This window comes from Rhizobium sp. 05L419 (assembly GCF_056397845.1).
Genome location: NZ_JBFTOF010000003.1, coordinates 94368 through 107958 on the forward strand (window position 1 = coordinate 94368; position 13591 = coordinate 107958).

At 61.6% G+C, this 13591-nt stretch carries 16 protein-coding genes; 7 read left to right on the forward strand and 9 right to left on the reverse strand.

The features are described 5' to 3' along the window. Nucleotides 1-27: 27 nt before the first annotated feature. Nucleotides 28-1155 (reverse strand): ATP-dependent DNA helicase, encoded by a 1128-nt coding sequence (locus AC1DMK_RS04530; RefSeq protein WP_037066268.1) that lies wholly within the window; start codon nt 1153-1155, stop codon nt 28-30. 139 nt (nt 1156-1294) lie between these two features. Here AC1DMK_RS04530 and AC1DMK_RS04535 point away from each other — a divergent pair, with 139 nt between their 5' ends. Genes AC1DMK_RS04535 through AC1DMK_RS04545 form a run of 3 tightly spaced genes read left to right on the forward strand, consistent with a single transcriptional unit; the run spans nt 1295 to nt 2991 of the window. Next, a complete protein-coding gene (locus AC1DMK_RS04535; protein WP_477857394.1) occupies nt 1295-1675 on the forward strand; it encodes a COG4315 family predicted lipoprotein in 381 nt (126 codons plus the stop codon). 21 nt (nt 1676-1696) lie between these two features. Then, nucleotides 1697-2212 (forward strand): RNA polymerase sigma factor, encoded by a 516-nt coding sequence (locus AC1DMK_RS04540; RefSeq protein ID WP_477857396.1) that lies wholly within the window; start codon nt 1697-1699, stop codon nt 2210-2212. Further along, nucleotides 2209-2991: an anti-sigma factor family protein gene (locus AC1DMK_RS04545; protein ID WP_477857398.1), complete on the forward strand. Its 783-nt coding sequence runs from the start codon at nt 2209-2211 to the stop codon at nt 2989-2991. Before AC1DMK_RS04540 ends, AC1DMK_RS04545 begins: the two co-directional genes overlap by 4 nt. Nucleotides 2992-2994: 3 nt before the next feature. Here AC1DMK_RS04545 and AC1DMK_RS04550 read toward each other — a convergent pair whose 3' ends face one another. The 3 genes from AC1DMK_RS04550 to nthA are packed head-to-tail and all read right to left on the reverse strand — an operon-like array spanning nt 2995 to nt 4650. After that, nucleotides 2995-3366, reverse strand: coding sequence for a nitrile hydratase accessory protein (locus AC1DMK_RS04550; protein ID WP_477857400.1), 372 nt, complete (start codon nt 3364-3366; stop codon nt 2995-2997). Continuing rightward, entirely contained in the window at nt 3353-4012 is a 660-nt protein-coding gene (nthB, locus tag AC1DMK_RS04555) for a nitrile hydratase subunit beta (protein ID WP_477857402.1), read from the reverse strand. The genes AC1DMK_RS04550 and nthB overlap by 14 nt, the downstream gene beginning before the upstream one ends. Beyond that, the gene (gene nthA / locus AC1DMK_RS04560) at nt 4009-4650 is read right to left on the reverse strand and encodes a nitrile hydratase subunit alpha (protein WP_477857403.1); all 642 of its coding nucleotides are present in this window, start codon (nt 4648-4650) and stop codon (nt 4009-4011) included. Before nthA ends, nthB begins: the two co-directional genes overlap by 4 nt. A 99-nt stretch (nt 4651-4749) precedes the next feature. Between nthA and AC1DMK_RS04565 the strand changes: the two genes are divergently transcribed. Both AC1DMK_RS04565 and AC1DMK_RS04570 read left to right on the forward strand, forming a co-directional pair. Next, entirely contained in the window at nt 4750-6033 is a 1284-nt protein-coding gene (locus tag AC1DMK_RS04565; protein WP_477857405.1) for an SDR family oxidoreductase, read from the forward strand. Beyond that, nucleotides 6033-6509: a DUF2269 family protein gene (locus AC1DMK_RS04570; RefSeq protein WP_477857407.1), complete on the forward strand. Its 477-nt coding sequence runs from the start codon at nt 6033-6035 to the stop codon at nt 6507-6509. The genes AC1DMK_RS04565 and AC1DMK_RS04570 overlap by 1 nt, the downstream gene beginning before the upstream one ends. Here AC1DMK_RS04570 and AC1DMK_RS04575 read toward each other — a convergent pair. From AC1DMK_RS04575 to AC1DMK_RS04585, 3 genes are all read right to left on the reverse strand, one after another. Beyond that, on the reverse strand, nt 6501-7094 hold the full coding sequence (locus AC1DMK_RS04575) for a LysE family translocator (protein WP_477857409.1): 594 nt from the start codon (nt 7092-7094) through the stop codon (nt 6501-6503). The genes AC1DMK_RS04570 and AC1DMK_RS04575 overlap by 9 nt on opposite strands. 105 nt (nt 7095-7199) lie before the next feature. Next, a complete protein-coding gene (locus AC1DMK_RS04580; RefSeq protein ID WP_477857410.1) occupies nt 7200-7553 on the reverse strand; it encodes a type II toxin-antitoxin system PemK/MazF family toxin in 354 nt (117 codons plus the stop codon). Next, nucleotides 7546-7815, reverse strand: a complete 270-nt coding sequence (locus tag AC1DMK_RS04585) for an AbrB/MazE/SpoVT family DNA-binding domain-containing protein (protein ID WP_037066221.1) — start codon at nt 7813-7815, stop codon at nt 7546-7548. Before AC1DMK_RS04585 ends, AC1DMK_RS04580 begins: the two co-directional genes overlap by 8 nt. Nucleotides 7816-7878: 63 nt before the next feature. Between AC1DMK_RS04585 and AC1DMK_RS04590 the strand changes: the two genes are divergently transcribed. Next, the gene (locus tag AC1DMK_RS04590; protein WP_477857412.1) at nt 7879-8727 is read left to right on the forward strand and encodes an aldo/keto reductase; all 849 of its coding nucleotides are present in this window, start codon (nt 7879-7881) and stop codon (nt 8725-8727) included. Nucleotides 8728-8766: 39 nt separating this feature from the next. On the opposite strand, the gene ilvN is transcribed toward AC1DMK_RS04590, so the two are convergent. Next, entirely contained in the window at nt 8767-9339 is a 573-nt protein-coding gene (gene ilvN, locus AC1DMK_RS04595; protein ID WP_037066226.1) for an acetolactate synthase small subunit, read from the reverse strand. 24 nt (nt 9340-9363) lie between these two features. Continuing rightward, on the reverse strand, nt 9364-11157 hold the full coding sequence (locus AC1DMK_RS04600) for an acetolactate synthase 3 large subunit (protein ID WP_477857413.1): 1794 nt from the start codon (nt 11155-11157) through the stop codon (nt 9364-9366). 334 nt (nt 11158-11491) lie between these two features. Here AC1DMK_RS04600 and AC1DMK_RS04605 point away from each other — a divergent pair, with 334 nt between their 5' ends. Next, nucleotides 11492-13585, forward strand: a complete 2094-nt coding sequence (locus AC1DMK_RS04605) for a helicase HerA domain-containing protein (protein WP_037066231.1) — start codon at nt 11492-11494, stop codon at nt 13583-13585. Nucleotides 13586-13591 lie beyond the last annotated feature (6 nt).

Below are 13591 nucleotides of genomic sequence, written 5' to 3' on the forward strand. Positions count from 1 at the left end.
TACTGCCGCCACCGTATTGCAGGCCGCTCAGCGAACGATCGTCAGCGTTTCCGCAGCGCGCGTGATTGCCGTGTAGAGCCAGCGCTCTCGGGTATCGCGAAACGCCCAGCTTTCATCGAACAGCACCACGTTATTCCACTGCGAACCCTGCGCCTTGTGCACGGTCAGCGCATAGCCGAAATCGAATTCGTCGTAGCGCTTGCGCGTGTTCCATGGAATTTCACCCTCGACATCCTCGAAGGCTTGCTTGAGCAGCTTGATCTTGGCCGCACCACGGTCCATGTCGTCGTCCTCAGGACGGATCAACAGGTTGATCCCCGGCTTGGTCGTCTCTTTCGAAGACGTCATCACCTGCCAGAGCGAACCGTTGAGCAGCCCCTTGGCCGGATCGTTGCGCAGGCACACGAGCTTGTCGCCCGTCTGCGGATAATCGGTCGTGAATCCCTTCAGTTCCCGCAGTCGCTGATTGTAGCGCCGGCGCGTGCGATTGGTGCCGACAAGCACTTGGTCGGCATCCAGCACCAGCGATTGGTTCACCTCGCTCTTCGAGATCACCCGCGCGGTGCCATAGTCGCCATGCATGATTTCGTTGCCTTCGCGCACCTGCATCGCAAGCTTGATGATGGGATTGTCGCGCGCCTGGCGATGGATGTCGGTCAGCAGGTAGTCCGGCTCCTGATTGGTAAAGTAGCCGCCGCCCGAAACGGGAGGCAACTGGCCGGGATCGCCAAGGACGAGAATCGGCGTACCGAAGCTCATCAGATCCTTGCCCAGCGCCTCGTCCACCATCGAGCATTCATCGACGACGATGAGCGCGGCTTTAGCCACCGGGCTCTGCCGGTTGATGGAGAACATCGGCGCGATCGACGTCTTGCCCGTCTCCTCGTCCTCGACTGCCTCCTCGCCGCGCGGGCGATAGATCAACGAGTGAAGCGTCCTCGCATTGCTCGCACCACGCGAACGCAGAACCTGCGCCGCCTTGCCGGTGAAGGCTGCAAACAGCACGTCCCCATCGACATGCTCCGCGAAATGCCGCGCAAGCGTTGTCTTGCCCGTGCCGGCATAGCCGAACAGGCGAAAAATCGGGGTCCGTCCCTCCTTCAGCCATTTTGAAACGGCCTTCAGGGCTTCATCTTGTTGCGGAGCAAATTGCATGGTCGATCGACTTGGCAGGATTCGCATGGGATAGGCAACTGCAAAAAAATCTTCCGCTGCATCGGGAATAAAACCGCCGCCTGCCGTGTCTCATGTCAGCCAACGCAAAAAGCGTGCGCCCAACCCGAGGAGAGAACTGATGAAATCCGTGAAGTTCATGATCGCAATGGCCGTCGCATCGGTCGCAGCAACAGCCGCCTTCGCAGCACCGCCCGTCAAGACTGTCGAATCCGCCAAGGGCAAGGTGCTCGCGGGCGAAAACGGCATGTCCCTCTACACCTTCAAGAAAGACAAGACGGGCGTATCCAATTGCTATGACGATTGCGCCAAGGCCTGGCCGCCGCTGGTGGCGGATGGCAATGCCAAGGCTGAGGGAGCATACTCGGTCGTAGACCGCAAGGATGGCACGAAACAGTGGGCGAAGGACGGCATGCCACTGTATTTCTGGGTCAAGGACAAGAAGATGGGCGATATTTCAGGTGATGGCTTCAAGGATGTCTGGGATGTTGCAAAGCCGTAGGCGGCAGACGGGACAGCAGGCATGAAGCCGCCCGCACCCGAAACCTTCGAGGGCCAGATCCTGGCCCTTCTCCCCTCCCTGAGACGTTATTCGCGGAGCCTGACGCGCTCCGATGCCGACGGCGAGGACCTGCTTCAGGATTGCGTGGAAAAGGTACTGGCCCGCCGCACGCAATGGCGCGGCCTGAACCTGCGCGGCTGGATGCTGACCGTCATGACGAACCTCTATCGCAACCAAAGGCGCAGCGCCGTCCGCGGCGGCCTCGTCGACCTCGACGGCGCCGTCGACTTAGCCGCACCCGAGGCGCCGACCGACCCGCTGGAACGGTCTCGGCTTGAGACTGCGCTGAACAGCCTGTCCGAGGACCATCGCGCCGTTCTGATGCTTGTTGTCATCGAGGGCTATACCTACCAGGAGGTCGCGACTGCCCTCGACATCCCGATCGGCACCGTCATGTCGCGCTTGTCGCGCGCGCGCCAGCTGATCGGAGAACGCATGAAAGCCGACAACATCATTACGCTTCGGAGACCGAAATGAACGAGATTGACCCCACCGTGACCGAAGCGGACCTTCATGCCTATGCCGACGGGCATCTGCCGGAGGCGGATCTGGCGAGAATCGAGGCGTGGCTGAACGAGCACGCAGACGATGCCGCGCGGGTGGCCGAATGGCAGGCCCAGAACGCCGAAATCCGGACGCTTTTCGCCGGCCACGAGAAGAGCAGGGACACGGATAGCAACCTCTTCGGGCGGTCGCCTGCCGCCTCCGCATGGCCAAGGCGCTCCGTTGCTGCCGCAGCACTCGCCGCCGTTTTTGCCCTTGGTGCTTTGGCCGGGCACTATGGACCCCAGTTTTTCGCGAGACCCGAGCTGCAGTTGGCTGCGTCCGGGACGTTTCCCAAGGAAGCGCAGAACGCCTTCCTTGTCTACGCGGGCGAGGTTCGTCATCCGGTCGAGGTTTTCGCAAACGAGGAGGCTCACCTTGCCACGTGGCTCGGCAAGCGACTGGCCATCGCGAACCTCAAGGTTCCCGATCTACAGAACCTCGGCTTCCAGCTGGTAGGCGGCCGCCTCCTTCCGGTCGACGGCAAGCCGGGTGCTATGTTCATGTACGAGAACCAGGGCGGCGAACGCCTGACGGTACTGGTCGGCCGCAACGCCGACAATCGGACAACGAGCTTCCGCTTCGCCGCCGCCGACAAGGTTGAAACCTTCTACTGGATCGACGGAGAACTCGGCTACGCCGTCACCGGCGAGATATCACGCGACATGCTGAGAAAGGTCGCCGAGGAATGCTACCGCCAGTTCCCGTCATGACCATCAACGCTGGGGATCGTTCGCCAGGTCGATCGGCTTGCCATGCGGTGTCGCTTCCGCCGCTCGCTGCCAGCTTTCCTGCAAAGCCAAGATCGTGTCCGCATCCGCAACGCCGCGATTGACGAGTATTGCCCCAAGCGCCGCGACCCAGCAATCGAAGTAGTCGCTGCCGTCTTCAGCTCGGTCAGGCTTGTGCAGCTCGGCGGAGAGAATTTCAGCCCATTCGCCCCAGGTGAATAACCCTCGCTCGTGCAGATGCACGGTCATGGCAAAGGCCTCGGCTGCCCAGGGCTCCGGAAATACCGGATCGCCCTCGACAGACTTTGGCAATTGTGGCGACTGCGCCAGCGGCGATGTGGTCTCACACCGGCTCAAGATAACTCTCCCAGGTATCGATCGACACGGTCAACGACGGGTCAGCACCCTCGCCCCATATCTCGCCGCCCTCAAAGACGACGGTATAGACCCATTGCGGGTTCTCGCCCTTGCCATGCGCATTGTCGTCGGGGAAGACGAAGGAACCCTGCAGCGCCTCGACGACGCCGACCTTGGCGCGCGCATAGCGCGGCAGCCGTGTGTGGGTCGCCGGGTTGAAATTCTTCGTCCGCACCACGTCGCCGGCGCCAAAGCGCGCCAGCGCGTCGACCGGGCGGTCGCAAGGACTACCCTTTGCCAGCACGCCCGCCACCATGTCGGCCTTGAGGATGCGCTTGGGCGCGGCTCCGGCGGTCTGCTTTTGCCCCGCATCGATCTCGCCAGCGCTGACGAAACCATGTCGCTCAAGCAGCACCTCGAGCGCCCGTGTCCATATTTCGTAATAGCTCGCTGAAAGGTAGGCAGCGGGCGGAATGCTCTCGCGCGCATGCCGGCTTTCATCGATGTTCCACGCGCCGAATGCACCACTCGACAAGGTAAGCCCGAGCGCTCGTTTCTCCCATTCCGAATGGAAGTAAGGCTCATCCTTCTCCGGCGCGACCGGTCCAAATCCCATCTGCCCGCCGAGATCGTGCGGGCCGTTCATGCCGACGCTCCCGGCTCTGCCGCGACGCCCGTGCCGATCATCGCATCCCGGCTGACCAGTTCCGCAAGCCGTTCCTCGCTCCAACCATCGGTCCCTGCCGGCCGCTCCGGAATAACCAGATACCGCAACTCCGCCGTCGAATCCCAGACGCGGATTTTCTTGCCCTCCGGCAAGGACACACCGAACTCGGCAAGCACGCCGCGCGGATCGATGACCGCTCGCGAACGATAGGCCGGTGCCTTGTACCAGACAGGCGGCAGCCCGAGAACGGACCAGGGATAACAGGAGCAGAGGGTGCAGACGACGAGATTGTGGGTGTCGGCCGTGTTGAAGACGGCGCGCATGTGCTCGCCCTGCCTACCGGTATAGCCGACACCTGCAATCGCCCCCGTAGCGTCCCGTTTCAGCCACGTTGCGAATTCCGGATCGCTCCAGGCTTTGGCGACGACGCGCGCACCGTTTCGCGGACCGATCTTCGTTTCGTAGGTTTCGACAATGGCGTCGATCGCCGAAGGATCGATCAACCCCTTCTCCGTCAACACGGTTTCAAGCGCCTTCACCCGCGCCTGCATGTCGGAATAGCGGTTGTCGTGGTAGTGGTCGTGGTCGTCGTGATGGTGGTCGTGATCGTTGTGCAAGAGAGTCCCCTCCGCGGATACGATCCCACTTTTAAGCCCTGGAATGTACCTCGCCAAGCCCTTCTATGCGCATGCAACTTTTCGGCTAAGCTCAGAAACATGAACATCCTGATTCTCGGCGCCACAGGCTTCATCGGCTCAGCGATCGCGACCCGCATGCTGGCCGATGGCCATGCGGTCACCGGCCTTGGACGCAACCCCAGCCGTGCCCGGCTGCAGCAGCCGGGCATACGCTGGATCGGGGCCGACCTCTCGCGCATGACTTCGGCGGCGGACTGGATCGAAATCATCCAGGGCCAGGACGTGGTCATCAACTGCGCGGGCGCATTGCAGGACGGCCTGTCCGACGATCTCGCCGCGACCCAGACAAACGCGATGCTCGCCCTCTACGACGCGGCAAGACAGACGTCGCAACAACGCATTGTCCAGATATCGGCGCGCACCGCCGGTGCGGCGAGCAACCTGCCGTTTCTCGCCACCAAGCGCAGGGCGGACGAGGCCCTTGCCGCCAGCGGCCTGCCCCATGTCATCCTGCGTCCGGCCCTCGTGCTCGGCCGCAATGCGTATGGCGGCTCGGCGTTGCTGCGGGCGCTCGCCTCCTTCCCGTTCTGCCTGCCGCTGATCCATGTCGAAAGCCCTGCCGAGACCGTCGCACTCGACGATGTGGCGACAGCCGTCAGCGACGCGGCCTGCGGGCGGCTGCCCTCCGGCACCGACGTCGATCTGGCAAGTGGCCAGAGGTTGACGCTTGGAGATCTGGTTCTGCTGCACCGGCGATGGCTTGGTCTGCCGCCAGCGCCCGTCCTTGCCCTCCCCGCCAGTGTGGCAAGGCCGATCACATGGCTTGCCGATATCGCCGGCCGCCTTGGGTGGCGATCGCCGCTGCGCTCCACGGCGATTGCGGTCATGTCCGAAGGCGTGCACACCGTTGCCCCGAGCCGCCCGTCGCCAACCGCCCAATTGGCATCCGCAGCCGTGTTCTCCAGCCCCGCGGGCATCCAGGATCTGTGGTTCGCCCGGCTCTATTTCCTAAAACCCTTGATGATCGGCGGCCTGTCGCTCTTCTGGCTGCTCTCGGGTATCATCCCGCTCTTTGGGCTTGAGCGCGCCAGCGATCACTTCCTGCCCTTCATGCCACCCGGCGCGGCCGTCGCGCTGACCCTCATGACATGCCTCATCGACATGCTGCTGGGCGCAACTGTTCTCGTCAGGCCGTTTTCCCGTCAGGCCCTCGTCGGCATGCTGGCCGTCTCGCTCGTATACCTCTCGGGCGCCTGCCTTCTTGAACCCTCGCTCTGGCTCGATCCGTTGGGACCGCTCGTCAAGGTGCTGCCATCGGTCCTGCTGACTCTCGCCTGCCTCGCCATTCTGGACGAACGCTGATGCTCCAAGAGTTGCTCCTGCTCGCACACGTGGTCGGCGCGACGGTCCTGTTTGGAACCGGCGCCGGCATCGCTTTCTTTATGGTGATGGCACACAGGACGCGGGATCCGCAGCTGATTGCGCATGTCGCCGGAACCGTCGTCATCGCCGACACGATTTTCACCGCGACCGCGGCAATTCTCCAGCCGGTGACAGGCTTTCTCTTGGCGTGGCTCATCGGCTGGCCGCTCAGCGAAGGCTGGATCGCCCTGTCGCTGCTGCTCTACGTCTTCGTTGGGCTTTTCTGGCTACCGGTTGTGTGGATCCAGATCCGCCTTCGCGATCTCGCAAGCAGCGCGGCCATAGCGCAAGCCTCGCTTCCGACGGCCTATTTCCGCCTCTACCGAGTCTGGTTCGCCTTCGGAATCCCCGCCTTTTTCGCCGTTATCGCCCTTCTCTGGCTGATGCTGACAAAGCCCTCGATCGCACTACTTTAGCATCGGCCAGAGGCTGAGGACCAGCAGGACTGCCATCGTGATGTTGAACCATTTCAGCCGCACGGGGTCCGACAGCCACTCGCGCAGCGCCGAGCCGAAGCCGGCCCAGGTGGAAACGCTCGGCACGTTGACGGCGGCAAAGGCCAGCCCGACGATGAGCACGCTGACGAAATAGATGTCCTGGATCGTGTAGGTCGCCATCGCCGTCACCGCCATCACCCATGCCTTGGGATTGACCCACTGGAAGGCCGCCGCCGACAGGAACGACATCGGATTCACTGCGCCGTTGCCTTCGCTGAGCGAGCGCGACGTGGCGATCTTCCAGGCAATCCAGACGAGATAGGCGCCACCGGCGAACTTCAAGACGGTATAGACAATCGGCACCGTGTGCAGCAGCGCGCCAAGCCCAAGCCCGACGCCGAGCAACAGCGAGAAGAAACCCGCACCGATGCCGAGCATATGCGGGATCGTTCGCCGGAAGCCGAAATTTACGCCTGACGCAAACAGCATCATGTTGTTCGGACCCGGCGTGATCGATGTCGTGAAGGCAAACAGAACGAGTGCCAGAAATGTATCCAGCGGCATGAGACCTCCCGAACCCGCCATTGATGAACGCGGATCTTGCTAGTTTAGGTCAGCGTAGTTGACCTAAACTTGCGATTCCATGCCTTGATTGTCATGGTGACAGGATTACGGAATGGCGACCTCGAGCCCGAGTAGCCTGCCCACATAGCTGCGGACAAGTGTTGCAAACTCCAATGGAAGAGTCTCGATGTGCCGCAAAACCCGCATCTCGTGATCTAAGGTTCGTACGTGATCAGTCAGAACCATGCCACGGGTCTTGAAACCTGCAGGTATCAAGACTTTCGTGGGCCACGGCATCAGATTTCGCGTAATGGGGCAAACAACGATCCGCTTGGAGACCTCGTGCATCACGGCGCGCGAAATAACGATAGCTGGGCGCACTGCCGATTGCTGCGTACCGCGGGCGGGATCCAGATTGACGAGGACGATATCACCAGCCTCCAGCAACCGCTCAGTCATAGTCGTAAAAGCGCTCCGAGCCGACGTCTGGTCCCCAGTCGACGGTCTCCGGTTCATTCTCCGGACCGAGCCGCTTTATCTCGGCAACCATCTCCTCCAAGCTCGGCGCTTGTCTCTGCTTCGGCTTTTCGATCGTCGCCTTGCCATTGCTGACGTCGAGGTTGACGACATCGCCTGCACTGAGACGCAGCTCCTCCGTCACCGCCTTCGGCAGGCGTATGGCGATGCTGTTGCCCCACTTGGAAATCGTGACTTTTGTCATATCTCACCTTTGATATCCAATGTATATCACTTAGCCGAAAAGCCGACAACACGGGAGGAATCGATGCAGGACGACCCTATCCCCACCATCCGGTTCCCTGATGGCACCGAGGTGCCGGCACTCGGCCAGGGCACCTGGAACATGGGCGAAAATCCCTCCGAAGCGAAACGCGAAGCCGAGAGCCTCCGGGCCGGCCTCGACCTTGGCATGACGCTCATCGACACCGCGGAGATGTATGCCGAGGGCGGTGCCGAAAAGATCGTCGCAGAAGCGATCCGCGGCAGGCGCGACGACGTCTTCCTCGTCAGCAAGGTCTATCCGTGGAATGCCAGCCGCAAGCGCACGATCGAAGCCTGCGAACGTAGCCTCTCTCGCATGCGAACCGACCGCATCGATCTCTATCTCCTCCATTGGCGCGGCGATCATCCCCTCGCAGAGACCATCGCCGCATTCGAGGCCCTGAAAGCTGCCGGCAAGATCGGCACCTGGGGCGTCTCCAATTTCGACACCGAAGACATGGAGGAACTGCTGACAGTTCCCTCGGGCGAAAACGTCGCCGCCAATCAGGTGCTCTACAATCTTTCGCGCCGCGGCATCGAGTTCGATTTGCTGCCCTGGTGTCAGCACCGCAACATCCCCGTCATGGCCTATTCGCCGATTGAGCAGGGCCGCATCCTGCATCACCCCGAACTGATACGCATCGCCAAAGCCAATCAGGCGACGCCGGCCCAGATAGCCCTTGCATTCCTTTTGGAACGCGACGGCCTGATTGTCATCCCGAAGACCGCGAACGCTGCGCGCGCCGCCGAAAACCGCGATGCCGTCGCGCTCGACATCACCGACGAGGATTGGGCGGCGCTCGACGCCGCCTTCCCGCCGCCGGCACGAAAAAAGCCGCTGGAGATGCTCTGATCCCCAACGGCTTCGCAGCACCAGAAAAATGGAAGGCCTTTACATACCCTGCGAACCGCGGTTCATCGCCGCGATCCCCGTGCGGCAGACTTCGATCAGGCCGAGCGGCTTCATGATCGCCACGAACTGATCGATCTTGGAGGACTTGCCCGTCAGCTCGAGAATGAAGTGTCCGACGGCAGCATCGACCACCTTGGCATGAAAGGCATCGGCCAGACGCAACGTCTCGGCCCGGGTCTCGCCCTCGCCCACCACCTTGATCAGTGCCACTTCGCGTTCGATCGGCCGCTCCTGCCCAAGCTCGCGAGCGCGAACCGTCAGATCGACGACCCGGTGCACCGGTATGATGCGGTCGAGCTGCGCCTTGATCTGCTCCAGCACATGCGGCGTACCGCGCGTTACGACGGTGATGCGCGAGAGATGCGCCTGATGCTCGGTTTCCGAAACCGTCAGGCTCTCGATATTGTAGCCACGGCCTGAAAACAGGCCGATGACGCGGGCAAGGACGCCCGGCTCGTTGTCCACGAGAACCGAAAGCGTGTGGCTCTCGACGGTCGCAGTTTCAGGCGAAATGAAATAGGCAGAGCCCGTCGGCTGTAGGTGTGCATTCATGGTGTGGGTTCCTCTACCTTGTGATCAAACGAGCGCGCGGCCCTTGGCATCGATCGCGTTGGCGACCGCCTCATCCGTCGCTTCGTCGGGCAGCAGCATCTCGTTGTGTGCCTTGCCCGACGGGATCATCGGGAAGCAGTTGGCGAGATTGGCAACGCGGCAATCGAAGATGACGGGCTTCTTGACATCGATCATTTCCTGAATGGTCGCATCGAGATCGCCGGGCTTTTCGCAACGCAGACCGACGGCACCATAGGCTTCGGCCAGCTTGACGAAGTCGGGCATCGCCTCCGTATAGGAGTTCGACAGGCGGTTGCCGTGCAACAGCTGCTGCCACTGGCGCACCATACCCATGTACTGGTTGTTCATGATGAAGATCTTGATCGGCGCATCGTGCTGGATCGCTGCTGACATTTCCTGGATGCACATCTGGATAGATGCATCGCCGGCAATGTCGATGACGAGGCTTTCCGGATGGGCGATCTGGACGCCGAGCGCCGCCGGCAGGCCGTAACCCATGGTGCCAAGGCCGCCCGAGGTCATCCAGCGGTTCGGCTGCTCGAAGCCGAAGAACTGCGCAGCCCACATCTGATGCTGGCCGACCTCAGTCGTGATGTAGGTGTCGCGGTCCTTGGTCAGGGCGAACAGGCGCTCCAGAGCATATTGCGGCATGATGACGTCGTTGCTCTTGGTGTAGGCGAAGGAGTTGCGCGCACGCCAGCGGGCGATATCCGCCCACCACTCGTCGGTCTGGCTCTTCTCCTGCTTCTTCGGCAGGGCCCGCCACAGACGAACCATGTCTTCGAGAACATTGCCGACATCGCCACGGATCGGGATATCGACGCGAACGTTCTTGTTGATCGAGGACGGATCGATGTCGATATGGATCTTCTTGGAGTTGGGCGAAAACGCGTTGAGACGACCGGTAATGCGGTCGTCGAAACGCGCGCCGATGCAGACCATGACGTCGCAATCATGCATCGCCATGTTTGCTTCGTAGGACCCGTGCATGCCGAGCATCTTCAGCCAGTTCTTGCCGGACGCCGGATAGGCCCCGAGACCCATCAATGTCGAGGTGATCGGGAAGTTCGTCAGTTCGACCAGTTCGCGCAGCAGCTTGGAAGCCTCGGGACCGGAGTTGATGACGCCACCGCCGGAGTAGATGACCGGACGGCGCGCATTCGCCATCAGCTCGATTGCAGCGTGGATCTGGTTCAGGTCACCCTGAACCTTGGGCTGGTAGCTCTTCTGGATCGCATGTGCTGCGGGCGGCGTGTAGGTGCCGGTGGCAAACTGGATGTCCTTCGGAATGTCGACGACGACAGGTCCCGGACGACCCGACTGCGCAATGCGGAACGCTTCGTGAATGGTCGCGGCCAGCTCGTTGACGTCCTTGACCAGCCAATTGTGCTTGGTGCAGGGACGCGTGATGCCGACCGTATCGCATTCCTGGAATGCGTCGGAGCCGATCAGCGAGGTCGGGACCTGGCCGGTCAGGCAGACGAGCGGGATCGAATCCATCAACGCGTCCTGCAGCGGTGTGACGGCATTGGTCGCGCCCGGACCTGACGTGACGAGCATAACGCCGACCTTGCCGGTGGAACGGGCATAGCCTTCGGCCGCGTGGCCGGCACCCTGCTCGTGACGAACGAGGATGTGCTTGATGTCGTCCTGCTGGAAGATCTCGTCGTAGATCGGCAGCACCGCACCACCCGGATAGCCGAAGAGGTGCTCGACACCATTGTCCTTCAGCGCACGGAGAACGATCTCCGCCCCCGTCATACGATTATCGTCCGTCTGCTTGTCCGTGCCCGTCATGTTTTTGTTCCGTTTTGACTGCTGGATTTGAATTCTGTGTCCGGGAGCCCGAATTTCGGGCATAAAAAAAGGCCCCTTCGGGAGCCTGTTGTGTAGCGCATGGGTGGCTATCGCCGGATGGTTACACCATCCTGCCCATGCGCTGTCCCACCACGATAAGAGCTGCTGCTATCTTCATGGCCGGAAGTGATAGACAGAAACTTTCGCATCGTCAACGCTGACAGCAATAAAAATCCAGCGCTCGCCATAGCCGACCGAATGGAGCCGGCGACGGGTTGAAGGTTTTATTAAAGGTTCGCTCTTATCCTCTTTTGCTACCGCAGGGAGTAGCCCTTTGCTGAACAGCGACTCACAGACGTCAGGTGAAGCAGGCGAGAATGACCGCCGCGACAGCCAAGTACCGGGGAACAGGCTTCTCGGTCGCGTCGTCGCGTGCAGCGGTTCCAAGGCTACGATCGGCGCCACCGCCGAAGCAGGAGGTACCGATCTCACCGAACTCTGGTCCGTCGGCAGGCTGATTTCGATCAGCGTCGGCCGCAACCGCGTGGTGGCGCTGGTCTATTCCATGAATACCGGTAGCCATGCCTGGGGTGAAGGCGAAGACAACTATTTCAAGGTCGAGACGGAACTGCTGGGCGAAGTCCGGGTCGACGAGGACGGCACCGAAGAATTCTCGACCGGCATTTCGTGCTATCCCTATCTGGGCGCCGTCGCCCACCGTATCCGCACCACCGATCTGATGCGCATCTATGATGCGGGCAGCGGCACCACTGCAGTGATCGGCAAGCTGACGCAAGACGAAAGCATCGATGCGGCGATCCACGTTCCCTCGATGCTGTCCAAGCACTTTGCCATTGTCGGATCGACCGGCGTCGGCAAATCAACCGCCGTCTCGCTGTTGCTGCACAAGGCGATCGAGGCCGACCCCAAGCTGCGCGTCCTGATCCTCGATCCGCACAACGAATTCGCTGCCGCTTTCCCGAAACACTCGGTCGTCGTCGACACCGATACGCTCGATCTGCCTTTCTGGCTGATGCGGCTGGAGGAGTTTGCCGAAGTCGTCTTCCGCGGCAGACCGCCGGTGCCGGAAGAGCTGGACATGCTCCGCGATATCCTGCCGGAAGCAAAACGTGCGTTTCGCGGCAGTGACAATTCGTTGGTTCGGCGCGCCACGGAAAAAAGCTCGATCACCGCCGATACGCCGGTTCCCTACCGCATGGCGGACCTGCTTGCCCTGATCGACGAACGCATCGGGCGCCTGGAAGGCCGCAGCGAAAAGCCGTTGCTGCGTTCGCTGAAGATGCGCATCATCGCCGCGATCAACGACCCGCGCTACCATTTCATGTTCTCCAACAATACGATCAGCGACACGATCATGGAGACAGTGGCCGAAATCTTCCGCGTACCCGGCGACAACAGGCCGATCTGCACCTTCCAGCTCTCCGGCATCCCGTCCGAAGTCGTCAATTCGGTTGCATCGGTACTTTGCCGCATGGCTTTCGAAATCGCACTCTGGAGCGAGGGCGCCATTCATATGTTGGTCGTCTGCGAAGAAGCACACCGCTACATTCCGTCAGATCCGAACCTCGGCTTCTTCCCGACAAGGCAGGCAATTGCCCGCATTGCCAAGGAAGGCCGCAAATACGGCGTTTCGCTCGGTATCATCACGCAGCGTCCGGGAGAGCTGGACCAGACGATCCTGTCGCAATGCTCGACGCTTTTTGCCATGCGCCTTTCCAACGACCGCGACCAGGAGATCATCCGGTCGGCCATCCCGAACTCGTCCATCTCGACGACGAGCTTCATTTCCTCCATCGGCAACGGCGAGGCAATTGCATTCGGCGAGGCCATCAGCGTGCCGATGCGCATGCGCTTCTCGCGTGTCTCCGAAGAACTGATTCCAAAGGCGAACAGCGCCAGTGCCAGCGCCAAGGTCGTCGAGGAAGATCCGGACAACGTCGATCTGCGCAAGATCGTGACGCGCATGCGTGCTGTCAGCGGACCCGATATCTCCGCCTTCCAGCAGAGTTACAAGGCCGCCTCCGCTGGCATGCACGAGGAGAGCGACGCAGAGTACCCCCTGGATTTTGCTGACCGCAGTTACCCTCCGATCATCCCGGTCCAGACGACGACCCCTCCGCCGCTTGCGCCGATCGAACCGTACCGCCAGGACATGCTGCCGCGCGCGCCTGCACCGCGCGAACCGCTCGCCCCGCAACCCTCGCGCGACGGTTTCGGCGCAGCCGCCGACATGTCCATCGACAGTCGACTTGAGGCGCTCCGTCGCGAGATGCGGGCGGACCTGAGGCAACCGCAACGGCCACCCGAGCCACCGACAGCGCCGGTGAGCATTCGCCGCGAGCCCGGCGTCTCCTTGCGCGAAAGCATCCTGAAGAAGCCGCTCAGCAGTCTCTACGACAAGGATTGACGGCGG